This is a genomic window from Streptomyces sp. NPDC002825 (assembly GCF_040295385.1).
Taxonomy (GTDB): Bacteria; Actinomycetota; Actinomycetes; order Streptomycetales; family Streptomycetaceae; genus Streptomyces.
Genome location: NZ_JBEOVH010000030.1, coordinates 59,406 through 82,192 on the forward strand (window position 1 = coordinate 59,406; position 22,787 = coordinate 82,192).

Genomic DNA, 22,787 nt, shown 5'->3' on the forward strand with positions numbered 1-22,787 from the left:
AGCAATACGAGCAAAACCCCAGGTCACGGCCATGGCGACGGGTGGGGCCGGGCTACAGGGGCAAGACCTCCACCGGGAAGCCGTTCAGGACGGCGGTGCCGGAGAGCGGGTCGATCCGGGACCCGTCGAGCAGCTGGTTGACGTTGACGCCGGGGCGCGCGGACGCGACGGCGAGCCGGGTGCCCGGCCGGTCGTGACCCCAGCCGTGCGGAAGGCTCACGACCCCCGGCCGTACGCCGTCGGTGACCTCCACCGGCACCTCCAGCTCGCCGCCCTCCCCCTTGACCCGGGCGAGCCCCCCGTCGGCCAGCCGGAGCCGCTCCGCGTCCTCCGGGTGCACCTGGAGGGTGCAGCGGTTCGAACCCCCGCCCAGGGCGGGCGTGTTGTGCAGCCAGCTGTTGTTCGAGCGCAGGTGCCTGCGCCCCACGAGCTGGAGGGTCCCCGGCTCCGGTACGGCGTCGAGGGCGGCGCGCAGCCGGGGCAGGTCGTCGGCGAGCGGCTCCGGGAACAGTTCGATCCGTCCGCTGCGGGTCTTGAGGAGCCCCGGCAGGCGCGGCTTCAGCGGCCCGAGGTCGATTCCGTGCGGCTGCGCCTTCAGCTCGTCGAGGGTGAGGCCGTACGGGCCGAGCCGCAGCATCAGGTCGAGTCGCCGCTCGGCTCCGGTGGCCCCGGTGAGCCGGGCGGCGAACTCCTTGGGGTCCGCGCCGTACGCCGGCGAGTGCTCCTGCGTCACGGCCTTGGCGAGCGTGGTGTCGATGGCGAGGTCGTCGACGGCGGACGGCGGGGCGCCGTGCATCCCCGTCACGGCGAGGATCAGCCGGGCATGGATCTCGCACTCGTCCATGCGGTCCGCTTCGAGGGGGACGGCCGCCGGGGTGTAGCGGGCCTGGTCGCGGACGGCGAAGGAATTGAAGGCGAAGTCGAAGTGGGCGCTCCGGGAGGGCGGCGGCGGGGGCAGCAGGACGTCGGCGTGGCGGGTGGTCTCGTTGAGGTACGGGTCGACGGCGACCATCAGGTCGAGCGAGCCGAGGGCCGCGCCGAGGCGGTCCCCGTCGGGCGCGGAGAGGACGGGGTTCGCGGCGACGGTGATCACCGCGCGGATGCGCCCCTCCCCCGGCGTCTCGATCTCCTCGGCGAGGGCGACGAGCGGCAACTCGCCCTTGACTTCGGGGTGGTGCGAGACCCTGCTGTGCCGGCGGCCGAGGGCGAAGCCCCTGCCCGGCCCGGCGGGGCGCGGGACGGGCGCGGTGGCGGAGAGTGGGAAGAGCGCCCCGCCGGCCCGGTCGAGGTTGCCGGTGAGGACGTTGAGCACGTCGACGAGCCAGTTGGCGAGGCTGCCGTACGCCACGGTGGAGCTGCCCATCCGCCCGTAGACGGCGGCGGTGGGGGCGGCGGCGAGCTCCCGGGCGAGGGCGCGGATGGTGTCCGCGTCCACGTCGCAGGCGGCGGCGACCGCCTCGGGGCTGAACTCCCGCACCGCTTCCCGCACCTCCTCGACACCCTCCACGTGGGCGGCGAGCGGGCCGAGGTCGGTGAGCTCCTCCTCGTAGAGGGTGTGGACGAGGGCGGCGAGGAGCAGTGCGTCGGCGCCGGGGCGGATCGCGACGTGCCGGTCGGCGAGGCGGGCGGTGCGGGTGCGCCGGGGGTCGACGACGGTGAGGGTGCCGCCGCGCCGGCGCAGTGCCTTGAGCCTGCCGGGGAAGTCGGGGGCGGTGCACAGGCTGCCGTTGGAGTCCAGGGGGTTGGCTCCGAGGATCAGCAGGTGGTCGGTGCGGTCCAGGTCCGGCACGGGGACGGCGAAGGGGTCCCCGAAGAGCAGTCCGCTGGAGACGTGCTTGGGCATCTGGTCGAGCGTCGAGGCGGTGAAGAGGTTCCTGGTGCCCAACGCGCCGATCAGCAGGGGCGGGTAGAGGGCGCCGGCGATGGTGTGCGCGTTGGGGTTGCCCAGGACGATGCCCACCGAGTCCGGCCCGTACTCCTCGATGAGGGGCCGGATCCGGGCGGCGATCGTGTCGAACGCCTCTGCCCAGGTGGCCTCCTGGAGTCTGCCGTCCTTGCGGACCAGCGGGGTGCGGAGCCGGTCGGGGTCGGCGTCTATCTCCGGGAACGAGGCTCCTTTGGGGCAGATGAACCCCTTGCTGAAGACGTCGTCGCGGTCGCCGCGCGCCCCGGTGACGCGGCTTCCGTCGAGCGTCAGGGTGAGTCCGCAGGTCGCTTCGCAGAGGGGGCAGATGCGCAGGGCGGTGGGCATGGCGTCTCCCTGGGTGCGTCGGGTGACGCCGAGCCTACCGACCAGTAGGCACGTGCGGGAGGGGCCTGCGGAAGATCACGCGAGCGAGGGCGCCAGGTAGGCGTGGAGCAGGCACCGCGTCTCGGCGACGAGCGCCGGGTCTCCGGCGGGGTCCGCGCGGAAGGCGAGCCGTACGAGGGCGTCGGCGGTCTCGACGCCGACGAGCACCTTCCGGTGCAGGTCCTCGTCGGCGGCGCGGCCCAGGTGGCTGGCGAGGAGCGCGCAGATCCGTTCGGCGACGAGCCGGTTGGGGTCGTCCATGACGGCGTCGGACGAGCCGTCGGCCGGGCCGCCCTCCGCGGCTTCTCCGGGTGCGGCGGCGGGCACGCCGAAGTCGACGAGCGCGAAGCCCGGGACGGTCCGCTTCATCTCGATGAACTCGTCGAGGACGCCGTCGATCGCACCGTGCGCGTCGAGGATCGGCGCCCCGGCGAGCCGCTCCGAGACCCGCTCGGCGTACCGGTCGAGGTTCCGGTGGGCGAGGGCGGCGACCATGGCCCGCTTGTTGCCGAAGAAGCGGTACACGGAACCGATGGGGACGCCGGCACGGTCGGCGACGGCCCGGGTGCTCAACTGCTCGTACCCGGTCTCGTCGAGGAGTACGGCACAGGCGTCGAGGATCCGGGCCAGCCGCTCGGCGCTCCGCTGCTGCACGGGGGCGCGGCGGAGGGCCGGCTGGGTTCGGGCAGGGGTCTGGGGCACGGGGTCCATGATGCCGCTCCGGTCCGGTTCAGGCGATCAGCAGTCCGGCGCCGGCGCCCCCGTCCGCGTGGAGCCGGACGGTCGGGCTGTGGGCGCCGGGCAGCACGTAGTCCCGGGGGCCGTACAGGCGGGCGGTCTCCCGGCCGTCGACGAGGAGGCGGGCGGGGCCGGAGCCTTTTTGGACCCCTCGTGCACGCACCGAACGGCCGGCCGGGGGCAGATGCCCCGTTGACGTAGGGCGCGCGGAATCCTACGGTCATCCATAGGATTCCCTTGTGGGCTCAGGACAGGAGCGGTCGATGACCACGGAGCAGGCCAGGAAGACGGCCGAGGCGCTCACCTACAGCACCGGTTTCGGCAACGAGCACAGCTCGGAGGCGGTCCCCGGCGCACTGCCGGACGGCCGTAACTCGCCGCAGCGCGCCCCCCTCGGCCTCTACGCCGAGCAGCTCAGCGGCAGCGCCTTCACCGAGCCGCGGTCCCACAACCGCCGCTCCTGGCTCTACCGCATCCGCCCCTCGGCCGCGCACCCGCCGTTCACCCGGATCGACAACGGCGCGCTCGCCGGCGCCCCCTTCACCGAGACCGTGCCCGACCCCAACCGGCTGCGCTGGAACCCGCTGCCCGAGCCGGCGCCCGGCACCGACTGGCTCGCCGGCCTCTGGACCCTCGGCGGCAACGGCGACGCGACGCAGCGCACCGGCATGGCCGTGCACCTCTACCACGCCAACGCCTCCATGGAGCGGGTCTTCGGCGACGCCGACGGCGAGCTGCTGATCGTCCCCGAGCGCGGCGGCCTCCTGCTGCGCACCGAGCTGGGCCTGCTCGCCGCCCACCCGGGGGAGGTGGCGCTGATCCCGCGCGGCGTCCGCTTCCGCGTCGAGCTCCTGGACGAGACGGCCCGGGGTTACGTCTGCGAGAACTACGGCGCTCCGTTCCAGCTCCCCGACCTCGGCCCGATCGGCGCCAACGGTCTCGCCAACGCCCGTGACTTCCGCGCCCCCGTCGCCGCCTACGAGGACGTCGAGGGCCCGGTCGAGGTCGTCAACAAGTACTGCGGCAACCTCTGGTCGGCGACGTACGGCCACTCGCCGCTCGACGTCGTCGCCTGGCACGGCAACCACACCCCGTACGTCTACGACCTGCGCCGGTTCAATGTCATCGGCACCATCTCGTACGACCACCCGGACCCGTCGATCTTCACGGTCCTCACCTCGCCCTCCGACACCCCGGGCCTCGCGGGCGTCGACTTCGTCGTCTTCGCCCCGCGCTGGCTGGTCGGCGAGGACACCTTCCGCCCGCCGTACTTCCACCGGAACGTGATGAGCGAGTACATGGGCCTCATCGAGGGCGCCTACGACGCCAAGACCGCCGGAAAGGGGGGCTTCGTCCCGGGCGGCGGCTCGCTGCACAACATGATGTCCGCGCACGGTCCCGACCGGGAGACCTTCGACAAGGCGAGCGCCGCCGAGCTGAAGCCGCAGAAGATCGACGACGGTCTGGCCTTCATGTTCGAGACCCGCTGGCCGGTGACCGCGACCCCGCAGGCCGCGACCGCCGACCACCTGCAGAAGGCATACGACGACGTATGGCAGGGTCTTGAGCGCCACTTCCGGCCGTAATGTCTCGGCCGTACGCCCGTAGCCTTCGTACGGAGAACCCGTGACCGCCTTCGCTCCCGACTCGCTGGTCCTGAACCGCAAGCTGCCGCTCTGGTATCAGGTCTCGCAGTCGCTGCGCGCCTCGATACTGGGCCGCACGCCCGACGCCTCGCTGCGGCTGCCCACCGAGGAGCAGCTCGCCGCCCACTACGGCGTGAGCGTGCTGACCATGCGCCAGGCCCTCAAGGAACTGGAGGAGGAGGGCCTGATCAGCCGGCACCGGCGGCGCGGGACCTTCATCGAGCCGGGCGCGCGGCGGTCCACCCCGCGCCGGCTGCTCGGCTCGATCGACGCGATCGTGGCCCAGCAGTCGGGCGAGCGGACGACGGTCCTCGGGCACGGCACGGAGCCGGTGCCCGGGGAGCTCGCGGAGTACTTCCCGGACGTGCCGGAGGTCGTGGCGTACCGGCGGCTGCGCAGCGACGGGGAGAGCGGCGAGCCGACGAACTGGGCGGAGAACGCGGTGCGGCCCGAGCTCGCCGCCGCGATCGACCCGGCCGATCTGGAGCGCTGGCCGATGACGAAGGTGCTGCGGGACGTGGTCGGGGTGCGGATCAGCCGCATCACGGACACGGTCGAGGCCCGGCTCGCGGACCCGGAGACGGCGGGGCTGCTGCAGGTCCCGCTGCTCTCCCCGATCCTCCACTACACGGGCGTGACCTACGACGAGGACGGCCGGGTCGTCGACGTGGCCCGCATCCGCTACCGCGGCGACCGCTTCTCCTTCACGGTGACGGTGGAGGCGCACTGACGCCCGCGGGGCGCTGGTGCCTGCCGGATCCGGGCGGGGACGGCGGCGACACCGAGGGGCCGGACCGCGGGCCGCCGCCGTGGGCGCCGCTGACGGGTCCGCCCCGGGGCGCCCGACGCCGGCACCGTACGGACGGCGCTCGTCTAGCATGCGGGGCGTGACGGAATCCCCCGGAGCTGTCGACGACGTGCCCCTCCTCGACGAGCTGATGCCGTGGTCCGTGGCCCCGCTGAGGTTCGGGCGGTCCTGGATCGTCGCCCCCGACGCGCGCACCCTGCGGTCCCGCTGGGAGCGGCTCGTGGCCGCCGAGGGCGCCGAGCGGGAGGCGCTGTTCCGGCCGAGCCGGGCGCGGAGCCAGGCGAGCGCGGTCGGCGCGCTGCCCGGTCAGCGGACCGGCACCGCGCGGTTCGCCCGCGAGTCGGGGCCGTGCCCGGAGCCGGTGCGGGTGGCGCACGGTCCGTTCGACGAGCAGTGGCTGCTGCCGGACCACCGGCTGATCGACACCGCACGGCCGGAGCTGTGGCGGGTCGCCGGGGAGCCGCAGCTCTTCGCCGTCGAGCAGGGGTACGTGCCGGGGGCCGCCGGTCCCGCGCTCCTGGTGACGGCGGCGCTGCCGGAGGGCCGCTCCCCGGCGGGCCGGCCGGGCCGCATCCGGCCGCTGTTCCGGCGCCCCGACGGCCGGGAGCCGAATCTCGCGCCCGGCCTCCTGGGCTTCCTCGGGAAGCGGTACGGGGGCGAGGTCGACGCCCACGACTGGCTGGCGTGGACCACGGCCTCGGCGCTCCCCTCCCCCGCCGGCTGCCGTGTCCCGCTCCCCGCGGACCCGGAGGTGTGGGCGGCGGGCGTGGCGCTCGGCCGGGAGCTCGCCGACGTGCAGCTGCGCGGCGCCCTGAGCGGGACGAGGCCCCGGCTTCCGGGCGGGCGCCGGCCCTACGTACGCGCGGCGGTCCCCGCGCGGCCGACCACGATGACGTACGACTCCGAGGCCGAGGTCCTCGACGTCGGCGGGGGCCTGATCTCCCCCGTACCGGCGGAGGCCTGGGAGTACCGGGTCGGCGGGGTGCGGGTCCTGGAGCAGTGGTTCGCGCACCGGACGGCCCCTGCGGAGCCCGGCTCCCTGGAGGCGATCGGACCGGCCGCCTGGCCGCAGGAGTGGACCTCGGAGCTGCTCGAACTGATCACGGTGCTCGCGCTGCTCGGGGCGCGGGAGCCGGAGCGGGCGGCGCTCGGAGACGGAGCCGGAGGCCTCGGCAGGGCGGCCCTCGCAGCGGCCGGAATCCTCCCCGTGCCGCCCTGGTCCCGCCGTCCCGCCTCCGTCCTGGACCATCAGGAGGAGGGTCCGGAGGGCCAGTTCATGCTGCTGTGATCACGCGCCCGGGGCGAAGGACTCCAGGAGGCGGGCGATGGTCATCGCGAAGATCTCGTCCGCGTCGACGGGCGCTGCGGGCGCCTCGGCGAGCAGCGCGGCAAGGTGCGGGTACGCGCCGGTCGCGACCTGCCCCATGAGGTAGGCACCGCGCACGGCCTGCTCCTCGGCCTCGGACCAGGGCAGTCCGCGGGCGCGTTCGGCGATGGCCTGCTCGTTGGCGACGGTGGCCATGACCGTGCCGTTGACCATGGCGATCAGCTGCATCTTGAGGCCGGCGGGCTGGTCGAGCGGGGCGAGGCAGCCGAGGCACCACTCCAGGAACCGCAGGGCGTTGGGGCTGAAGCCGTAGGCGGTGGTCATCACCCGGGCCAGCCAGGGGTGGCGGTACATGATCGCGCGGGTCTGGTGGGCGATCGCGGTCATGTCGGCGCGCCAGTCGCCGCTCGGCTCCTCGGGGAGCTCGTACTCGCCGCTGACCGCGTCGACCATCAGCTCGTACAGGTCCTCCTTGCGGGGGACGTAGTTGTAGAGCGACATGGTGCCGCAGCCGAGTTCGGCGGCGACGCGGCGCATGGAGACCGCGTCGATGCCGTCGGCGTCGGCGATGCGGACGGCCGCGGCCACGATGTCCCGGCGGCTGTAGGCCGGTTTGGGGCCGCGGCCCGTGCGCTCAGGGCGCGCCCAGATCACTTCCGGTTCGGCCGCTCGGCCCGCCATGGATCATCACCTCGCTCACCATCGTAGTTACGTACGCCGTACGTAGTGGGGTAGGGTCGCGCCATGACGACTACGTACGCTGTACTTAGTGAAGGCCTGCGGAAGCGTTACGGCGACGTCCACGCCCTGCGCGGCCTCGACCTCGCCGTCCCCGAGGGCACGGTCTGCGGTGTGCTCGGCCCCAACGGCGCCGGCAAGACCACCGCCGTCCGCGTCCTCACCACCCTGGTCGCCCCCGACGCGGGCAGCGCGACGGTCGCGGGACACGACGTGGTGCGCGACCCGGCGGGGGTGCGGAAGCGGATCGCGGTCACCGGGCAGTACGCCTCCGTCGACGGCGACCTCTCCGGCGCCGAGAACCTGCGGCTCTTCGCCCGGCTCCTGCGCGCCCCGTGCTCCCGCGCCGACGAACTCCTCGACCGCTTCGGCCTGACCGCCGCCGCCGGACGGCCCGCCCGCACCTACTCCGGCGGCATGCGCCGCCGCCTCGACCTGGCCGCGAGCCTCCTCGTACCGCCGCGCGTGCTCTTCCTCGACGAGCCGACCACCGGACTCGACCCCCACAGCCGCAACGGGATCTGGGACGCCGTACGGGAGTTGGCCGCCGAGGGCACGACCGTACTGCTGACCACCCAGTACCTGGAGGAGGCCGACCAGCTCGCCGACGACATCGTCCTGATCGACGAGGGGCGGGCCGCCCAGCGCGGCACCCCGGCCGAACTGAAGGCCCTCGTCGGCAGCTACGCCGAGGTCGTCGTCGCCGACCCGTCCGCCCTCGAAGCGGCCGCGGCCGTCCTCGACCAGCTGACCGGTGCGGCCCCCGTCCTGGACGCCGAGCGGCGCACGGTCGGCGCGGTGACCACGGACACCACCCTCACCCTCCCCCGGATCGTCCGGGAGATCGACGCGGCCGGGGTCCACCTCGTCGACGCCTCCCTGCGTCCGCCCACCCTCGACGAGGTGTTCCTGCGCCTCACCCACCGGAAGGAGCTCGTCGCGTGAGCGCCCTCGTGCACGACGGGACCGCCGTCCTCGGCCGCCACCTCCGGCGGATCCGGCACGCCCCCTCGATCACCGTCATGACGCAGACGATGCCGATCGTCTTCCTGCTCTTCTTCGGCTACGTCTTCGGCAGCGCGCTCGCCGCGCCCGGCCCGGAATACCGGGCCTTCCTGGTGCCCGGCATGCTCGTGGCGACGGCGGCGGGCGGCCTGATGACGGGCATGTTCCAGGCCGCGCAGGACGCGCACCGGGGTGTCATGGACCGCTTCCGGACCATGCCGGTGAGCCGGGCCGCCGTCCCCCTCGGGCAGGCACTCGCCGACCTCCTCGCGAGCGCCGTCGGCACGGTCCCGCTGATCCTGGTCGGCGTCGCCATGGGCTGGCGGACCGAGGGCACGCTCCCCGAGGCGCTGGGCGCCTTCGGCCTGCTGCTCCTCTTCCGCTTCGCGACGACCTGGATCGGCATCCTCCTCGGCCTGGCCTCGAAGAGCGAGGAGGCGGCCGGGCAGCTCGGCAGCGCCACCTTCATGCTGCCGCTGCTCTCCAACGCGTACATCCCCACGGACGGCATGCCCGACTGGCTGCGCACGGTCGCCGAGTGGAATCCCCTCTCGGCCGTCACCACGGCGGTCCGCGAGCTCTTCGGCAACGCGCCCGCCCCGGCGGACGCGGCCTGGCCGGTGGCCCACCCGGTCGCGGGCGCGCTGCTCTGGTCGCTCGGCCTGCTCGCCGTCTTCGCTCCGGCGGCGGTGCGCAGGTACGCCCGGGGGTGACGCAGCCCCTGATGACAAGGACCGGCCGGGCACGGTAGGCAGAACGGTCATGAGCACCCAGCCACTGCCGCACGGCACTCAGCCGCTCCCCCTCGCCGGGGTCACCGTCGTCGCCGTCGAGCAGGCCGTCGCCGCGCCCTTCGCCACCCGCCAGCTCGCCGACCTCGGCGCCCGCGTCGTCAAGATCGAGCGCCCCGACGGCGGGGACTTCGCCCGCGGTTACGACACCGCCGCCGGGGGCCTCGCCTCGCACTTCGTGTGGTGCAACCGCGGCAAGGAGTCGGTGGCGGTCGACCTCAAGGACCCCCGGGGCCTGGCGCTCGTCCGGAAGATGGTGGCCGGCGCCGACGTCTTCGTACAGAACCTGGCGCAGGGCGCGGCGGCCCGCCTCGGACTCGACGCCGCCACCCTGTGCGCCGCGCACCCGTGGCTGATCGCGGTGGACGTCTCGGGGTACGGGGCGGAGGGACCGTACGCGCACAAGCGGGCGTACGACATGCTCGTCCAGTGCGAGGCGGGGCTCGTGTCGGTGACCGGCACGCCCGAGCAGCCCGTCAAGTCGGGGATCCCGGCCGCCGACATCGCGGCCGGGATGTACGCGTTCTCCGGCGTCCTCGCGGCCCTCGTCCGGCGCGGCACGACCGGCCGGGGCGGTCCGGTGGAGGTCTCGCTGCTCGACTCGCTGGCCGAGTGGATGGGGCATCCGCTGCACCACGGGATGCACGGGGGCACTCCCCCGGCGCGCACGGGGCTCGCGCACGCGGTGATCGCGCCGTACGACGCCTATCCGACGGCGGACGGCGGCCTGGTGCTGCTCTCCGTGCAGAACGACCGGGAGTGGCGGCGGCTCGCCGGACAGGTCCTCGGCCGGCCCGAACTCGCCGAGGCCCCGGAGTTCGCGACGAACACGGCGCGGGTCGCGGGGCGCGGGGCGACGGACGCGGTGGTCGCGGCGGCGCTCGCCCCGCTGACGGCGGACGAGGCGCTGGCCCGGCTGGACGCGGCGGGCATCGCCTGCGCCCGGCTCAACTCGGTGGCGCAGCTGGCGGACCATCCTCAGCTGACGGCCCGTGACCGGTGGCGGGAGGTGGAGTCGCCGGTGGGGCCGCTGCGTGCGCTGCTGCCGCCGATCGTGTTCCCGGACGCGCCGGAGCCACGGATGGACCGGATCCCTGCGCTCGGCCAGGACACGGACGAGGTGCTCACCGAGCTCGGGGTGCCGGAGGCGGAGCTGAAGGAGCTGCGGAGCGCGGGGGTGATCGCCTGACGGGGAGCGGTGCGGGCCGCTCCGGGCACGACGGAGGCCGGACGGGCGGGGACACGTCCGGCGGGGTCGTGGTCGGGGCCGTACGGGCGGCCGGGAGGTTCGGGCTAGCGGCGCGTGCCGAAGAGCGAGCGGCGCAGGCGGCGGAGCGGGGCGAAGAGCGAGACCCGCGCGCTGCGGCTGCGGTGACCGTGCACCGGCGCCTCGTGCGTACGCGTCGTCAGTTCCCGCATGAGCAGCGTCGCCTCGGCCACGTCGCGCTGGGGCACGGCGGGGCCGCCGAGCACCGCGAGATGGCGGTCGAGTCGCGAACTGGTCGCGCTGCTCCCGCAGGTGATGGCAGGCACTCGCGGCCTGCTGCGCATTGCTATCTGTTCCATGTCACTCCCCACCCGTACAAGGGCACCCGGCCCGGGCAGGTTAACCCTATCGCCCCATCGTGACACCCGTGTATCCCGGCGGCGGGATTCACCGCACTCGTACGGGGGTTGACGGTCACTGTCCGAATCCATCTGATTCCAGGGCGAGTTGGACAGCACTCGAACACCTGCCGAACCATCACGAACCATCCTGCACCCCGGACCGTCATCCACGGACACCCGGACGGGTGTGATCTCCACCACCAAGATCGTCCGGACCGTCCGGCGAGGGACCCGCGCCGGACGGGGGCCGTGCGGACGCCCCTCGGCTACCGTGGATCCATGACGGTGATCGCGGGTCGTTACCGGCTTCTCGACGTCCTCGCCGAGGGGGCTACGGGCACCGTCTGGCGTGCCCTGGACGAGACGGACCGGCGCGAGGTGGCCCTCAAGGAGCTCCGCGCCCCGGCCGGGCTGCCGGCGGACGAGGTGCCCCTGTTCCACGCGCGGCGCGAGCGGGAGGCGCGGGCCGCCGCCCGGATCTCCCACCCCTCCGTCGTACGGGTCCTCGGTGTGGTCACCGAGGACGGCCGGCCGTGGGTGGTGACGGAGCTGGTCCGCGGCCTCACCCTCGCCGAGACCCTGGACGCGGACGGGCCGCTGCCCGCGCGGGAGGCCGCGCGCGTCGGCGCCGAGGTCCTCGCCGGCCTGCGGGCGGCGCGGGAGGCGGGCGTGCCGCACCGGGGCGTGACGCCGGGACAGGTGCTGCTCTCGAACGACGGGCGGGTCGTGGTCACCGGCTTCGGCGGCGCGCCGGACGAAGACGCCGGCCCGGAGGCGGAGCTGCGCTCCGTCGGGGCGCTTCTGGAGGCCGCGGCGGACGACCGGTCGGGGCCGCTGGGCGCCGTGCTCGACGAACTGACGGGCGACGAACTGGCCGTGACGGCCGATCAGGTGGAGCGGGAGCTGCGCCGGGTGGCGGAGGGCGGTGCGCCGAGGACCGGGGAGACGGTGGACGCCTCGGCCCCGCCCCGTACCGGCGGGGGCGACGACGGCACCGCCGGGACGTCGCCCGCGCCTTCCCGGCCGGCACGCCCGGCGCGGACAGCGCCCCGCCGGTGGCCCGTCCTGGTGGCCGGGCTGGTCGGGGCGCTGCTGATCGCGGGTGCGTTGACGTATCAGGCGGTACGGGACGACGGGCCGGGGACCGGGCCGGAGCCGGGCGGTGCCACGAGCACCGCTCCGGCGGAGCCCGGCGGGCCGGCTACAGCACCCCGTTGAACGAGGGCAGGTAGCCGCCGGACTGTCCGGCGGCGGTCGGGTGGTACGACTCGCCGATGTTGAGCCAGTTGACGCTGTGCAGCCAGGCGGAGCCGGAGCAGATCTCGTGTCCGGTGAAGGCGGGGACGACGCTGGCGAAGGTGAAGCCGTGGTCGGCCGCGCGCTTGGCGGTGGCCGCGTTGAGGTAGTCGGCGGCGTTGTTGATGGCGCTGCGCTCGGTCTCGCTCAGGCCGGCGATGCAGCTGCCGCCGAGCTGGTAGAAGCGCGGGTAGCCGAGGACGACGACGTGGGCGGCGGGCGCCTTGCTGCTGATGGCGTTGTAGACGGAGTCGAGCTTGCCGGGGAGCGTGGAGTCCACGTAGGCCTTGGCCTGATTCACTCGGTTGATGCAGGTGGACTCGGACTGGAGCACACAGGTCGTCATGACGTCGGCGAAACCGGCGTCATTTCCCCCGATCGTGATGGAGACCAGGTCGGTGGCGGCCGAGAGGGGTCCGAGCTGATTCGCGGTCACATCACCCGTTCGGGCGCCCGAGCAGGCGGTGAAGGCGAACGAGGAGGGGGCGTTCGCGTTCTTCCAGAGGACCGGGTACGCCTTCGTGGAGCGCTTGCAGTCGCCGCTGGCGCTGTCGTAACTCCCGGCGCCGACACCGGAGGAGTACGAGTCCCCCAGGGCCACGTAGTCGAGTGCGGCGGTCTCGGCGGCCTGGGCGGCGCCCGCCCCGGTGAGGGCGAGGACGGCACCGAGGAGGAGCGAGGACGAAAGGGCGGCAAATCGGGACAGTCTCATGGAACCTCCCTGTAGCAGGATCTCTGCGTTACCAGGTAGTAGCATCGGATCGGTCCGGCCGGAAGTGTTCATGTCAAAAGTGGGAGTGGGTCGCGGCTGATCCTCCGTCAGGGAGCATCGATATCCGGCCATTCGGGGCGCCCGCAAAACCCGGTGCGCGCCCCCGACGCTTGCCCGATCATGAGCGTCATGTCCGACACCCCCGCCGCACCGTCCACTCCCCACCCGCCGACGCCCGCCGCCTCACTGCCCGTCATCGTCAACCTCGACGACAGCGACTCCCCCGGGGACGTCCTGGACGCGCTGTTCCTCGACCGGTTCGCGACCGGCGAGCAGCCGCACGCGCACAGCACCACCGTGGACCCGGCGAAGACCGACGCGACGCTGCTGCCGGACGGCGCCAGGGTGCTGCGGGCGGCGAAGGAGGACGACCGCAGCTCCGTGCTCGCCGAGGGCGAGGGCTGGACGATCCTCTCCTCCCGCTGGAACCGGCGCGCGCACGTGACCGTGACCGCGACCGACCCGGAGCTCGCCCAGCGGATCCTCGCCGAGGCCACGAAGGGCGCGAAGGACGAACCGGAGCCGGAGCCCGACGACGTGACGATGGGCTTCTGGTACGTGGCTCCGCAGCGCGGACCGCGCCGGATGACCCGCCGGATCAGCGCCGGGACCTGGGGGGAGGTCCGGCCCAACTACTCGGCGTCCGTGGCCGAGTCGATGGACCGGCTGATGAAGGTGACCCCGGAGGACATCACCGGCCGGCTCCTGCTGCTCCACGGCCCGCCGGGCACCGGCAAGACCTCGGCGCTGCGGACCCTGGCCCGGTCCTGGCAGGACTGGTGCCAGGTGGACTGCGTGCTCGATCCCGAGCGGCTCTTCAACGACATCGGCTATCTGATGGACATCGCCATCGGCGAGGACGACGGCACGTCGGAGCGCTGGCGGCTGCTGCTCCTGGAGGACTGCGACGAGCTGATCAGGGGCGGGGCGAAGCACACCGCGGGGCAGGCCCTGTCACGGCTGCTCAACCTGACGGACGGGCTCCTCGGCCAGGGGCGCAACGTCCTGGTCGGCGTCACCACCAACGAGGACCTGGAGCGGCTGCACCCGGCGGTGGTCCGGCCCGGCCGCTGCCTGTCCCGCATCGAGGTCGGACCGCTGAGCCGGGCCGAGTCGGTGGAGTGGCTCGGCCACGAGGAGGGCGTGCCCCGCGAGGGCGCGACGCTGGCGGAGCTGTTCGCGCTCCGCCGCGGCACGCCCTCGGCGGACCTTCCGGAGCCCCGTACGGCGGGGGCGGGTCTCTACCTGTGACCGTCGGTCGTCGTCCGCCGCCGGTAGGGCCTCACTGAACCGTCGGTCGGCGTACGCCGCCCGCAAGGGCCTCGCTGAACCCGTCAGTCGGCGTACGCCGCCCGCAAGGGCCTCGCTGAACCCGTCAGTCGGCGTACGCCGCCCGCAAAGGCCTCGCTGAACCCGTCAGTCGTCGTACGCCGCCCGCAGGGCCTCGCTCAGCGCGGCTTCCGCGGCCTCGCGGCTGAGGCCCAGGCGGCGGGCCTCCTCCGCGAACTGGGCGGCGGCGGTGGCGGCCCGGCGGGTCGCCGCGTCACCCGCGGCGGCGACGAACGTGCCGTGCCGGCCGCGCGTCTCGATGACTCCGTCCGCCTCCAGGGCCTTGTACGCCTTGGCGACCGTGTTCGCGGCGAGGCCCAGCTGCTCCGCGAGCCCCCGTACCGTCGGCAGCTTGTATCCGACCGGCAGTCTGCCCGACCGGGCCCGCTCCGAGATCTGGGCTCGCAGTTGTTCGTAGGGAGCGGTGGTGGATCCGTGGTCCACAGCGATGGTGAGTGTCACCCCGCCGATTCTGCCCCCACCCCACCGGAAAATGGGAGGCGGCCGTGCGTCAAGCGCCCGTAGCGTGCCACCCCATGACTGTGATCGTCCGTGATGTACGGGCCCCGGACGCCGAGGGTTTCGCCCGGGTCCGCCGGGCAGCGCTGCCCTTCATGCTCGCGACCGCCGAGCAGCTCGCCTTCGACTGGGCGCACGCCCACCCCGACAGCCACTACCGCCCGCTGGTCGCCGTGACCGAGGACGGCGGGATCGTCGGGACCGCCCAGGTGGGCATCGCGCACGACGCGCCGAGGCCCGGCATCGGCTACGCCAACGTGTACGTGGACCCCGCGCGGCTGGGGCTCGGCGCGGGGACGCTGCTGCTGCGCGCCGCCGAGGAGTACCTCGCGGAGCGGGGCGCGCGGACGGTGTACAGCTGGGTCCTGGACGAGCCCGCGAACCACGCCTGGGCCGGGCGGCGCGGCTACACGTCCAGCCGGTCCGCGCACTTCCTCCGGCTCGACCTGACGACGGCCGAACTGCCGCCGCTGCAGGACCCGCCGGCCGGTGTCGAGCTGCGCACGGCCGAGGACTTCGCCGCCGACCCGCGGCCGCTGTTCGAGCTGGACGCGGTGACGACGGCGGACGAGCCGGGCGACGTGGGCGTGGAGCTGGCGGACTACGCGCACTGGCGGGAGACCACCTGGGAGCATCCCCTGCTCGACCGGGCTCTGACGACGGTCGCGCTGGTGGACGGGGTGCCGGCGGCGTTCAGCGCGGCGCAGACCGACGGTCTGGGCCGGTACGCCTCGGGGATGACCGGCACCGCGCCGGCGTTCCGCGGGCGTGGGCTCGCGAAGCTCGCCAAGAACGCCTCCCTGCACCGGGCCAGGGCCGCGGGCTGCGTGGAGGCGTTCACGGGGAACGACGCCGGTAACGGGCCGATGCTGGCGATCAACGAGTGGTTCGGTTACGAGATCGGCGCGACGGAGGTGCGGTATGTCCGGACGATCGGTTGAGATCACCCTGACGAAGGCGGGCCGGACGAAGATCCGCTACCCCGCCGAGGTGCTCAGGGAGGAGGGCGCCCGGCTCTCGGTGCGCGCCCCGTGGGCGGCCGAGGGGGTGCGGGACTTCGGCTTCGTGCGGTTCGAGCCGGGTGATGTGTTCGTGGAGCACTACTGGCGCGACCGCTGGTTCACGGTCAAGGAGGTGTGGTCGGCCGACGGCGCCCTGAAGGGGTGGTACTGCGACATCACCCGGCCGGCCGTGATCGACGGTTCCGGGGTGGTGGTCGAGGACCTGGACCTGGACCTGTGGGTGTCGGCTGACGGCAGCGAGGTGCTGCGGCTCGACGAGGACGAGTTCGCGGCGAGCGGTCTCGCCGCCTCCGACCCGGAGGCGGCGGCCCGTGCCGTGGTGGCCCTGGACGAACTGGAGGTGCTCGGCCGTGAGGGCCTGATCGAGCTGCTGGGCTGACGCGGAACGACGACCGCCCGCTCGACGTGCGGACCTGGCGGGGACGGAGACGAGCCGCTCGACCCGCCTGCCCCACGCGGTCCGACGACCGCCCGCTCGACCCTCCCCGCTAGCGCAGTTCGACGTCCGCCTGCTCCCGGGCGAGGAAGCCTGGGAGCGGCAGGCCCGACTCGCCGGCCCTGAGCTGCAGCAGGGTGGCCTCGACCCGGGCGGCGCCGGGCCGGTAGGCGGGGTCCTTCACGACGGCGCTGTTGGCCCAGCTGTGCAGGTGCCCGTCGCAGACGGCACGGGTGCCGCCGATGCCGGTGGAGCGGCTGCCCTGCTTGAGGGTGGAGCTGACGAAGACCGGCCCCTCGCTGTCGTCGAGGCAGCGGTACGTACCGGAGACGGTGACCGTCGCGTCGGCCGCGAGGGTCCCGTACGTGTCGACGGTCAGGCCGTCGGCCCCTCCCGCGTGGGCGAGAGGGGCGACGGCGGCGGTGAGCAGGGCCGCGGCGGCGAGGACGAGGCGGACGCGCATGGGTGGGGTCCCTTCGGGTGTGGGGGGAAGAGGCTGCCCGCCAGGGATACCGGATCCGGCCGCCGACCGTCCGAAACTCACCCCATCGGGGGCGAGTTGGAACGCCGGTACGCATACGGTCGTACGGTCAGTGCGCGGTGCGCCCGGCGCTCGCCCTCCTCACCAGCGGCCAGGCGAGCAGCACCAGCACGACCGTGTAGACGGTGACCGAGAACGGGGTGTTCACCAGGCCCGTCAGGGCGCCGTCACTGATCTGGAGGGCGCGGCGCAGCTGCTGTTCGGCGGCCGGGCCGAGGATGACGCCGATGACCGCCGGCAGCACCGGAAGGCCGTAGCGCCGCATCCCGAGGCCGATCAGACCGATGACGAGCAGCACGATCAGGTCGAAGGCCTCGCCGCCCACCGCGTACGCGCCGACGGCGGCGAAGAAGAGGATGCCGGCGTACAGGTAGGGGCGCGGGATGCGCAGCAGCTTGGCCCAGACGGGCGCGAGCGGCAGGTTGAGCGCGAGCAGCAGCACCATGCCGACGAACAGCGAGGCGATCAGGCCCCACACCAGCTCGGGTTCCCGCTCGAAGAGCAGCGGCCCGGGCTGGATGCCGTACTGCTGGAACGCGGCCAGCATCACGGCGGCGACGGCCGTCGTGGGCAGCCCGAGGGTCAGCATGGAGACGAGCGTGCCGGCGGCGGAGGCCGAGGCGGCGGACTCGGGACCTGCGACGCCTTCGATGGCGCCCTTGCCGAACTGGTCCTTGTGCTTCGAGAGGCGCTTCTCCGTGACGTACGAGAGGAAGGTCGGGATCTCCGCGCCGCCGGCCGGGATCGCGCCGAACGGGAAGCCGATGAGCGGGCCGCGCAGCCAGGACTTCCAGGTGCGGCGTACGTCGTCCTTGCCGAGCCAGGGACGGCCGACCGGGATGGCCTCCCCCGAGGTGCGGCGCAGGTGCGCGGCGACCCAGAGGGCCTCGCCGATCGCGAAGAGACCGACCGCGACGATGACGACGTCGATGCCGTCGGCGAGCTGGAGCGAACCGAAGGTCAGGCGCTGCTGGCCGGTCATCTGGTCGAGGCCGACCAGACCGATCGTGAGGCCGATGAGCAGCGAGGCGAGGCCGCGGATGCGGGAGGAGCCGAGGATCGAGGTCACCGCGATGAAGGCGAGGACCATGAGGGCGAGGTAGTCGGGGGCGCCGATGTCGACGGCGAGCGCGGCGACGGTCGGGGCGAGGACGACGAGCAGGATCGTGCCGATCATGCCGCCGGCGAAGTGACCGACGGCGGCGGCCGCGAGGGCCTGGGCGCCGCGCCCGGACTTGGCCATCGGGTTGCCCTCGATGGCGGCGACGACGGCCGCGCTCTCACCGGGGGTGTTGAGCAGGATCGAGGTGGTGGAGCCGCCGAACATGGCGCCGTAGTAGATGCCGGCGAACATGATGAACGCGCCGGTCGGTTCGAGCCCGTACGTCACCGGCAGGAGCAGGGCGACGGCCATGGCGGGGCCGATGCCGGGCAGGACGCCGATGGCGGTGCCGAGGAGCACGCCGATGGCGGCCCACAGCAGGTTCATCGGGGTGAGGGCGGTCCCGAAGCCGTCGATGAGGGAGTTCAGGGAATCCATGGGTCAGATCACTCCCATCAGCGGGCCGCCGGGCAGCGGGACGCCGAGCAGCTGGTCGAAGACGGCGTAGGTGAGGAGCGAGAGGACGGCGGCGATCAGCGGGTCGCGGTGGAGGTGGCGGCTGCCGAGGGCGTAGGCCGCGCCCCAGAAGAGGAGGGCGCCGGCGATGGGGAAGCCGAGGGGGCCGATGAGGACGGCGAAGCCGAGGAAGACGCCGGTGAGGAGCAGGACGGTGCGCCAGTCGGCGGGTTCGGTCAGGTCGATGTCCTCGCCGCCCTCGGCCTCGCCCCGGCCGCCGCGGAGCACGTCGACGGTGAGGAGGACGGCGACGGCGAGGAGGCCGCAGCCGACGACGAGGGGGACGGTGGCGGGTCCGACGGGGCCGCGTCCCGCGACGTCGGCGTCGAGGGTGAGGGCGTCGGTGAGGACGAGGATCCCGAGGAGGAACAGGAGGGCGCCGACGCCGAGTTCGGAGCGCCCGCGCGGCAGGGTCCTCTTCGCCGGGGTCGTCACGGACGTCTTCTCGGTGGTGGTCACAGCCCCAGCTCCTTGAGGACGGAGCCGACCCGGCGGTCCTGCTCGGTGAGGAAGGTGCCGAACTCCGCGCCGGGCAGGAAGGCGTCGTTCCAGCCGTGGGTCTTCAGCGACTCGCGCCACTGCGGGGAGCCGTGCAGCCCGGTCACGAGGGCGACGAGCTTGTCGCGTTCGGCGTCGGAGAGGCCGGGCGGGGCGACGATGCCGCGCCAGTTGGTGAACTCGGTGTCGAGGCCGGCCTCGCGGAGCGTGGGGGCGTCGAGGCCCGGCACGCGCCGGGGGCCGGTGACGGCGAGGAGGCGCAGCTCCCCCGCCTTGATCTGGTCGAGGTACTCGCCGACGCCGGAGACGCCGAAGCCGACCTTGTTGCCGAGGATGGAGGCGAGGAGCTCGCCGCCGCCGTCGAAGGGCACGTAGTTGACGTCCTTCGGCGCGATCCCGGCGGCCTGGGCCATCAGCATCGGGGCGAGGTGGTCGGGCCCGCCGGGCGAGGAGCCGCCGCCGACGGGCAGCTTGCCGGGGTCCTTCTTCCAGGCCGTGAGGAGGTCCTGGATCGTCTTGTACGGGGAGTCCTTGCCGACCACGACGATGTCCTGCTCCTCGGTGAGCCGGGCGATCGGAGTGGTGTCGGCGAGGGTCCTGGGCGTCTTGTTGGTGTGGACGGCGCCGACGACGCCGAGGCCCATGGACATGGCGAGGCGGCCGTTGCCGCGTTCGCCGACGAGCCGGGTGAGGCCGACGGTGCCGCCCGCGCCGGGCAGGTTGAAGACCTCGACGTCGCCGGTGAGGCCGGCTTCCTCGACGTTCTTCGCTGCGGTGCGGGCGGTGATGTCGTATCCGCCGCCGGGGGTGTTGGGGACCATGAAGCGCAGGCCGGGTATCGCGGTGCCCGTGTCGGAGCCGGTGCCCGGGCTGAGCAGCGGCGGGCCGACGAGCACCAGGAGAGCAGCCCCGAGGAGGGCGAAGGGGGTGCGCAACCGCACGTGTGCCGCCTCTCAGGTAGGAGGGAAATGGGGGTGTGAGGTGGCCCACATGTTGCCCTCGCGTTAAGAAGCTGTCTCTCTTCCGCAATCAACGGACGTTGTGGTCGTTGTGGTCGGGACCTAGCGTGGGTCGGCGTGACGAAGGTGCTGGTCGTGGACGACGACTTCATGGTCGCCAAGCTGCACTGCCGCTACGTGTCGGCGGTGGCGGGCTTCACCGTGGCCGGGGTCGCGCACAGCGGCGCCGAGGCGCTCCGCGCGGCCGAGCGGCTCCGCCCCGACCTGGTCCTGCTCGACGTCTTCCTGCCCGACATGGACGGGGTCCGGGTGCTGCGGGAGCTGCGCGCGGCGGGTCTGGGCATGGACGCGCTCTTCATCACGGCCGCCCGTGACGTGGGCACGATCCGCTCGGCCCTCCGTGCGGGCGCCCTGCACTATCTGATCAAGCCGTTCACCCAGGCCGCCCTGCACGAGCAGCTGCGCCACGTCGCCTCCCTGCGCAGCCGCCTCGACGAGCTCGACGAGGCCCGCCAGGAGGACGTCGACCAGATCTTCGGCACGCGCCCCCGCGGCTCCCGCGAGCTCCCGAAGGGCCTCGCCGCGCACACGGCCGACCTGGTCGACTCGGTCCTCCGCGCCCACCCGGAGGGCCTCTCGGCCACGGAGTGCGCCGAAGCGGGCTCCCTGTCCCGCGTGAGCGCCCGCCGCTACCTGGAGTACTTCGCGGAGACGGGCCGCGCGGAGGTCACCCTCCGCTACGGCGGCACGGGCCGCCCGGAACGCCGCTACCGACGGCTGGGCTAGCAGTTCCTGAGAGGGCTCTTACGCCCGCCTTAACGCGGCCCTAAGGCCCGTCTTCCGTGCTTCTTCCGGGGCTAGTTTGCTCGGCAACCCCCCACTCACACCCTCGTGAAGGAGTTGTCCCCCCATGACCTCTCGCCGTACGACGACAGCCGCCGCCACCGCCGCTCTGGTCCTGTCCGGGCTCGCCGTCGCGCCCGGGGCGTTCGCGCACGGGTCGATGACCGATCCGGTGAGCCGGGTCGCGGCCTGTTACGCGGAGGGGCCCGAGGCGCCGAAGTCGGCGGCGTGCAAGGCGGCCGTGGCGGCGAGCGGGGCGCAGGCGTTCTACGACTGGAACGCGGTGAACATCGCCGACGCCGCGGGGCAGCACCGGCAGTTGATCCCGGACGGCAAGCTGTGCAGCGCGGGCAACGACAAGTACCGGGGCCTCGACCTGGCGCGGGCCGACTGGCCGGCGAGCGCCATGACCTCCGGATCGCACACGTTCCGCTACAAGGGGACCGCCCCGCACAAGGGCTCGTTCGCGCTGTACGTGACGAAGGACGGGTACGACCCGTCGAAGCCGCTGAAGTGGTCGGACCTGGAGGAGCAGCCGTTCGTGACGGTGACCGACCCGGGGATGCAGAACGGGGACTACGTGTTCCGGGGGACCGTGCCGAAGAAGTCCGGCCGCCATCTCATCTACTCGATCTGGCAGCGCTCCGACTCCCCCGAGGCCTTCTACACCTGCTCGGACGTGGTGTTCGGGCAGGACGGCGGCGGTACGGCCCCGGCGACCGCCGCCCCCGCGCCCGCGTCCTCCGCGCCCACGGCCTCCGCACCCACCGACGAGCAGATCGAGGCCGGCGAGGGCGAGTCCTCCGTCGAGCACGGCGGGCACGGCGGGCACACGAGCGGCGGTGACGCGGCGACGGCGACCACCGCCCCCGCTCACGAGCCGGCTCCCAACGCGCCCGCCCCCGCCGCCGGTTCGGGTTCCGGTGTGGAGCTCGCCGAGACGGGCGGCGACGCCACCACCCCGTATCTCGCGGTCGGTGGCGCCGCCGTGCTCGCGCTCGGTGCGGCGGTGCTCTTCGGCACGGCCCGGCGGCGCCGGACCCGCTAGCCGACGACCGAGAGGCAGGTGGTCGGGGTCGCGTGGGCCGGGTCGAGGGCGTTGGCGACCTCGTGGAAGGTGACCCGGTCCACCGTGCCGATCGCCACGTGCTCGGACAGGTCGAGCGCGCACTTGTCCTGGATGAGGACGTTGGTGACGTTCGGGCCGGTCAGGAACTGGGAGCGGTACGGGGTGACGACCTCGTCGTACTGGCTCGCGATGACGTGGTACCGGACGCCCGGCACGGTGTCGCCGCCCTCGTTGAGCTGGGTGATGAAGGCCGAGCCGGCGATCTGGTCGGCGAGGCCCGGGGTCGTGGAGCTGATGAGGTCCTCGGCGCCGGGGAAGTACGGCAGGAGCTTGGTGAGGCCGAGCAGGGTGGTGCCGTGGTTGTCGGGGGCGATGCCGACGAGCGTGTTCACCTTCTCGGCCCCGCCGAGGAACTTGAGGTACCAGCGGGGCATCATGCCGCCCTGCGAGTGCCCGACGAGGTCGGCCTCGGGGGCGCCGGTGGCGGCGAGGACCCGGTCGACGTAGGTGTCGAGCTGTCCGGCGGAGGCGGCGATGGGGCCGAGCCCGTTGAAGAAGGGGACGCCCGGCAGCTGGCCGTAGTCGAGGGAGAAGACGCAGTAGCCCCGGTCGACCAGGTAGGGGGCGAGGGCCAGCCAGTTGTCGACGGAGTTCCCGAAGGTGCCGTGGACGAGGACGACGGGCCGCGGGTGCGCGGCGGACGGCTTGCAGGAGAAGTCGTTCCAGCCACGGCTGGGGGCGGTGTCCGCCTGGGCGGCGGCGGTGGGAGCGAGGGTGGCGGCGGCGGTGAGAAGCAGGACGGACAGCGCTCTGACCGTGCGCTTCCAGGACTTCGCGGGCAGCATCGGGCGATCTCCTTGCGGCTCAAGGGGAAGGTGGGGGTGCTGTGCCCTGCGGTCCGGACCACAAGTGGGGATGCTCTCCAGCCAAGCTA

24 protein-coding genes are annotated in these 22,787 nt (G+C 73.5%); 12 read left to right on the forward strand and 12 right to left on the reverse strand.

The window, feature by feature from the left end; all coding sequences use genetic code 11:
* Positions 1 to 52 precede the first annotated feature (52 nt).
* The 3 genes from ABT041_RS30500 to ABT041_RS30510 all read right to left on the reverse strand — a co-directional run bounded on the left by ABT041_RS30500 (position 53) and on the right by ABT041_RS30510 (position 3,191).
* Entirely contained in the window at positions 53 to 2,251 is a 2,199-nt protein-coding gene (locus ABT041_RS30500; RefSeq protein WP_351190492.1) for a molybdopterin oxidoreductase family protein, read from the reverse strand.
* A 75-nt stretch (positions 2,252 to 2,326) separates the two neighbouring features.
* Positions 2,327 to 3,001: a TetR/AcrR family transcriptional regulator gene (locus tag ABT041_RS30505; protein WP_351190494.1), complete on the reverse strand. Its 675-nt coding sequence runs from the start codon at positions 2,999 to 3,001 to the stop codon at positions 2,327 to 2,329.
* Positions 3,002 to 3,020: 19 nt separating this feature from the next.
* Positions 3,021 to 3,191 (reverse strand): hypothetical protein, encoded by a 171-nt coding sequence (locus tag ABT041_RS30510; RefSeq protein ID WP_351190496.1) that lies wholly within the window; start codon positions 3,189 to 3,191, stop codon positions 3,021 to 3,023.
* A 100-nt stretch (positions 3,192 to 3,291) separates the two neighbouring features.
* Between ABT041_RS30510 and hmgA the strand changes: the two genes are divergently transcribed.
* The 3 genes from hmgA to ABT041_RS30525 all read left to right on the forward strand — a co-directional run bounded on the left by hmgA (position 3,292) and on the right by ABT041_RS30525 (position 6,770).
* On the forward strand, positions 3,292 to 4,614 hold the full coding sequence (gene hmgA / locus ABT041_RS30515; protein ID WP_351190498.1) for a homogentisate 1,2-dioxygenase: 1,323 nt from the start codon (positions 3,292 to 3,294) through the stop codon (positions 4,612 to 4,614).
* Between the two features lie 40 nt (positions 4,615 to 4,654).
* Positions 4,655 to 5,404 (forward strand): GntR family transcriptional regulator, encoded by a 750-nt coding sequence (locus ABT041_RS30520; protein ID WP_351190500.1) that lies wholly within the window; start codon positions 4,655 to 4,657, stop codon positions 5,402 to 5,404.
* A gap of 148 nt (positions 5,405 to 5,552) precedes the next feature.
* On the forward strand, positions 5,553 to 6,770 hold the full coding sequence (locus tag ABT041_RS30525; RefSeq protein ID WP_351190502.1) for a type ISP restriction/modification enzyme: 1,218 nt from the start codon (positions 5,553 to 5,555) through the stop codon (positions 6,768 to 6,770).
* Here ABT041_RS30525 and ABT041_RS30530 read toward each other — a convergent pair whose 3' ends face one another.
* Positions 6,771 to 7,490: a TetR/AcrR family transcriptional regulator gene (locus ABT041_RS30530; protein WP_351190504.1), complete on the reverse strand. Its 720-nt coding sequence runs from the start codon at positions 7,488 to 7,490 to the stop codon at positions 6,771 to 6,773.
* Between the two features lie 63 nt (positions 7,491 to 7,553).
* Between ABT041_RS30530 and ABT041_RS30535 the strand changes: the two genes are divergently transcribed.
* The 3 genes from ABT041_RS30535 to ABT041_RS30545 are packed head-to-tail and all read left to right on the forward strand — an operon-like array spanning position 7,554 to position 10,532.
* Positions 7,554 to 8,492 (forward strand): ATP-binding cassette domain-containing protein, encoded by a 939-nt coding sequence (locus tag ABT041_RS30535; RefSeq protein WP_351190506.1) that lies wholly within the window; start codon positions 7,554 to 7,556, stop codon positions 8,490 to 8,492.
* A complete protein-coding gene (locus tag ABT041_RS30540) occupies positions 8,489 to 9,265 on the forward strand; it encodes an ABC transporter permease (RefSeq protein WP_351190508.1) in 777 nt (258 codons plus the stop codon). Before ABT041_RS30535 ends, ABT041_RS30540 begins: the two co-directional genes overlap by 4 nt.
* 49 nt (positions 9,266 to 9,314) lie before the next feature.
* The gene (locus ABT041_RS30545) at positions 9,315 to 10,532 is read left to right on the forward strand and encodes a CaiB/BaiF CoA transferase family protein (protein ID WP_351190510.1); all 1,218 of its coding nucleotides are present in this window, start codon (positions 9,315 to 9,317) and stop codon (positions 10,530 to 10,532) included.
* Positions 10,533 to 10,636: 104 nt separating this feature from the next.
* Here the strand turns inward: ABT041_RS30545 and ABT041_RS30550 are convergent, their stop codons facing one another.
* Entirely contained in the window at positions 10,637 to 10,909 is a 273-nt protein-coding gene (locus ABT041_RS30550; protein WP_351190512.1) for a hypothetical protein, read from the reverse strand.
* Between the two features lie 321 nt (positions 10,910 to 11,230).
* Here ABT041_RS30550 and ABT041_RS30555 point away from each other — a divergent pair, with 321 nt between their 5' ends.
* Entirely contained in the window at positions 11,231 to 12,169 is a 939-nt protein-coding gene (locus ABT041_RS30555; RefSeq protein ID WP_351190514.1) for a protein kinase domain-containing protein, read from the forward strand.
* Here ABT041_RS30555 and ABT041_RS30560 read toward each other — a convergent pair.
* The gene (locus ABT041_RS30560; protein ID WP_351190516.1) at positions 12,153 to 12,959 is read right to left on the reverse strand and encodes an SGNH/GDSL hydrolase family protein; all 807 of its coding nucleotides are present in this window, start codon (positions 12,957 to 12,959) and stop codon (positions 12,153 to 12,155) included. The two genes, ABT041_RS30555 and ABT041_RS30560, sit on opposite strands and share 17 nt — an antisense overlap.
* A 189-nt stretch (positions 12,960 to 13,148) precedes the next feature.
* Between ABT041_RS30560 and ABT041_RS30565 the strand changes: the two genes are divergently transcribed.
* Positions 13,149 to 14,270, forward strand: coding sequence for a DUF5925 domain-containing protein (locus tag ABT041_RS30565; protein WP_351190518.1), 1,122 nt, complete (start codon positions 13,149 to 13,151; stop codon positions 14,268 to 14,270).
* A gap of 165 nt (positions 14,271 to 14,435) precedes the next feature.
* On the opposite strand, the gene ABT041_RS30570 is transcribed toward ABT041_RS30565, so the two are convergent.
* Positions 14,436 to 14,810 (reverse strand): GntR family transcriptional regulator, encoded by a 375-nt coding sequence (locus tag ABT041_RS30570; RefSeq protein WP_351190520.1) that lies wholly within the window; start codon positions 14,808 to 14,810, stop codon positions 14,436 to 14,438.
* Positions 14,811 to 14,884: 74 nt separating this feature from the next.
* Here ABT041_RS30570 and ABT041_RS30575 point away from each other — a divergent pair, with 74 nt between their 5' ends.
* Positions 14,885 to 15,808, forward strand: coding sequence for a GNAT family N-acetyltransferase (locus ABT041_RS30575; protein ID WP_351190522.1), 924 nt, complete (start codon positions 14,885 to 14,887; stop codon positions 15,806 to 15,808).
* On the forward strand, positions 15,789 to 16,268 hold the full coding sequence (locus ABT041_RS30580) for a ribonuclease FAU-1 family protein (RefSeq protein WP_351190524.1): 480 nt from the start codon (positions 15,789 to 15,791) through the stop codon (positions 16,266 to 16,268). Before ABT041_RS30575 ends, ABT041_RS30580 begins: the two co-directional genes overlap by 20 nt.
* Positions 16,269 to 16,377: 109 nt before the next feature.
* On the opposite strand, the gene ABT041_RS30585 is transcribed toward ABT041_RS30580, so the two are convergent.
* The 4 genes from ABT041_RS30585 to ABT041_RS30600 all read right to left on the reverse strand — a co-directional run bounded on the left by ABT041_RS30585 (position 16,378) and on the right by ABT041_RS30600 (position 19,923).
* The gene (locus ABT041_RS30585; RefSeq protein WP_351190526.1) at positions 16,378 to 16,788 is read right to left on the reverse strand and encodes a DUF6299 family protein; all 411 of its coding nucleotides are present in this window, start codon (positions 16,786 to 16,788) and stop codon (positions 16,378 to 16,380) included.
* Positions 16,789 to 16,915: 127 nt separating this feature from the next.
* Positions 16,916 to 18,406, reverse strand: coding sequence for a tripartite tricarboxylate transporter permease (locus ABT041_RS30590; RefSeq protein WP_351190528.1), 1,491 nt, complete (start codon positions 18,404 to 18,406; stop codon positions 16,916 to 16,918).
* A gap of 3 nt (positions 18,407 to 18,409) precedes the next feature.
* Entirely contained in the window at positions 18,410 to 18,943 is a 534-nt protein-coding gene (locus ABT041_RS30595; protein WP_502976624.1) for a tripartite tricarboxylate transporter TctB family protein, read from the reverse strand.
* Complete coding sequence (locus ABT041_RS30600) at positions 18,940 to 19,923, reverse strand: Bug family tripartite tricarboxylate transporter substrate binding protein (protein WP_351190530.1); 984 nt, start codon at positions 19,921 to 19,923, stop codon at positions 18,940 to 18,942. Before ABT041_RS30600 ends, ABT041_RS30595 begins: the two co-directional genes overlap by 4 nt.
* A 135-nt stretch (positions 19,924 to 20,058) precedes the next feature.
* Here ABT041_RS30600 and ABT041_RS30605 point away from each other — a divergent pair, with 135 nt between their 5' ends.
* Together ABT041_RS30605 and ABT041_RS30610 are read left to right on the forward strand one after the other, a co-directional pair.
* Positions 20,059 to 20,727 carry a response regulator gene (locus tag ABT041_RS30605; protein ID WP_351190532.1) on the forward strand — a complete coding sequence of 223 codons (669 nt, stop codon included), beginning with the start codon at positions 20,059 to 20,061 and terminating at the stop codon, positions 20,725 to 20,727.
* 124 nt (positions 20,728 to 20,851) lie between these two features.
* Complete coding sequence (locus tag ABT041_RS30610; RefSeq protein ID WP_351190534.1) at positions 20,852 to 21,832, forward strand: lytic polysaccharide monooxygenase auxiliary activity family 9 protein; 981 nt, start codon at positions 20,852 to 20,854, stop codon at positions 21,830 to 21,832.
* Here the strand turns inward: ABT041_RS30610 and ABT041_RS30615 are convergent.
* Complete coding sequence (locus ABT041_RS30615; protein ID WP_351190536.1) at positions 21,829 to 22,698, reverse strand: esterase/lipase family protein; 870 nt, start codon at positions 22,696 to 22,698, stop codon at positions 21,829 to 21,831. The genes ABT041_RS30610 and ABT041_RS30615 overlap by 4 nt on opposite strands.
* Between the last annotated feature and the right edge of the window lie 89 nt (positions 22,699 to 22,787).

What these genes read in the sequence shown, in the direction of transcription:
- ABT041_RS30580 (WP_351190524.1), top strand. Translation starts at nt 15,789, where the DNA reads ATGTCCGGACGATCGGTTGAGATCACCCTGACGAAGGCGGGCCGGACG.
- ABT041_RS30555 (WP_351190514.1), top strand. Translation starts at nt 11,231, where the DNA reads ATGACGGTGATCGCGGGTCGTTACCGGCTTCTCGACGTCCTCGCCGAG.
- ABT041_RS30590 (WP_351190528.1), bottom strand. Translation starts at nt 18,406, where the DNA reads ATGGATTCCCTGAACTCCCTCATCGACGGCTTCGGGACCGCCCTCACC.
- ABT041_RS30530 (WP_351190504.1), bottom strand. Translation starts at nt 7,490, where the DNA reads ATGGCGGGCCGAGCGGCCGAACCGGAAGTGATCTGGGCGCGCCCTGAG.
- ABT041_RS30545 (WP_351190510.1), top strand. Translation starts at nt 9,315, where the DNA reads ATGAGCACCCAGCCACTGCCGCACGGCACTCAGCCGCTCCCCCTCGCC.
- ABT041_RS30585 (WP_351190526.1), bottom strand. Translation starts at nt 16,788, where the DNA reads ATGCGCGTCCGCCTCGTCCTCGCCGCCGCGGCCCTGCTCACCGCCGCC.
- ABT041_RS30535 (WP_351190506.1), top strand. Translation starts at nt 7,554, where the DNA reads ATGACGACTACGTACGCTGTACTTAGTGAAGGCCTGCGGAAGCGTTAC.
- ABT041_RS30550 (WP_351190512.1), bottom strand. Translation starts at nt 10,909, where the DNA reads ATGGAACAGATAGCAATGCGCAGCAGGCCGCGAGTGCCTGCCATCACC.
- ABT041_RS30500 (WP_351190492.1), bottom strand. Translation starts at nt 2,251, where the DNA reads ATGCCCACCGCCCTGCGCATCTGCCCCCTCTGCGAAGCGACCTGCGGA.
- ABT041_RS30525 (WP_351190502.1), top strand. Translation starts at nt 5,553, where the DNA reads ATGCGGGGCGTGACGGAATCCCCCGGAGCTGTCGACGACGTGCCCCTC.
- hmgA (WP_351190498.1), top strand. Translation starts at nt 3,292, where the DNA reads ATGACCACGGAGCAGGCCAGGAAGACGGCCGAGGCGCTCACCTACAGC.
- ABT041_RS30505 (WP_351190494.1), bottom strand. Translation starts at nt 3,001, where the DNA reads ATGGACCCCGTGCCCCAGACCCCTGCCCGAACCCAGCCGGCCCTCCGC.
- ABT041_RS30575 (WP_351190522.1), top strand. Translation starts at nt 14,885, where the DNA reads ATGACTGTGATCGTCCGTGATGTACGGGCCCCGGACGCCGAGGGTTTC.
- ABT041_RS30565 (WP_351190518.1), top strand. Translation starts at nt 13,149, where the DNA reads ATGTCCGACACCCCCGCCGCACCGTCCACTCCCCACCCGCCGACGCCC.
- ABT041_RS30610 (WP_351190534.1), top strand. Translation starts at nt 20,852, where the DNA reads ATGACCTCTCGCCGTACGACGACAGCCGCCGCCACCGCCGCTCTGGTC.
- ABT041_RS30615 (WP_351190536.1), bottom strand. Translation starts at nt 22,698, where the DNA reads ATGCTGCCCGCGAAGTCCTGGAAGCGCACGGTCAGAGCGCTGTCCGTC.
- ABT041_RS30560 (WP_351190516.1), bottom strand. Translation starts at nt 12,959, where the DNA reads ATGAGACTGTCCCGATTTGCCGCCCTTTCGTCCTCGCTCCTCCTCGGT.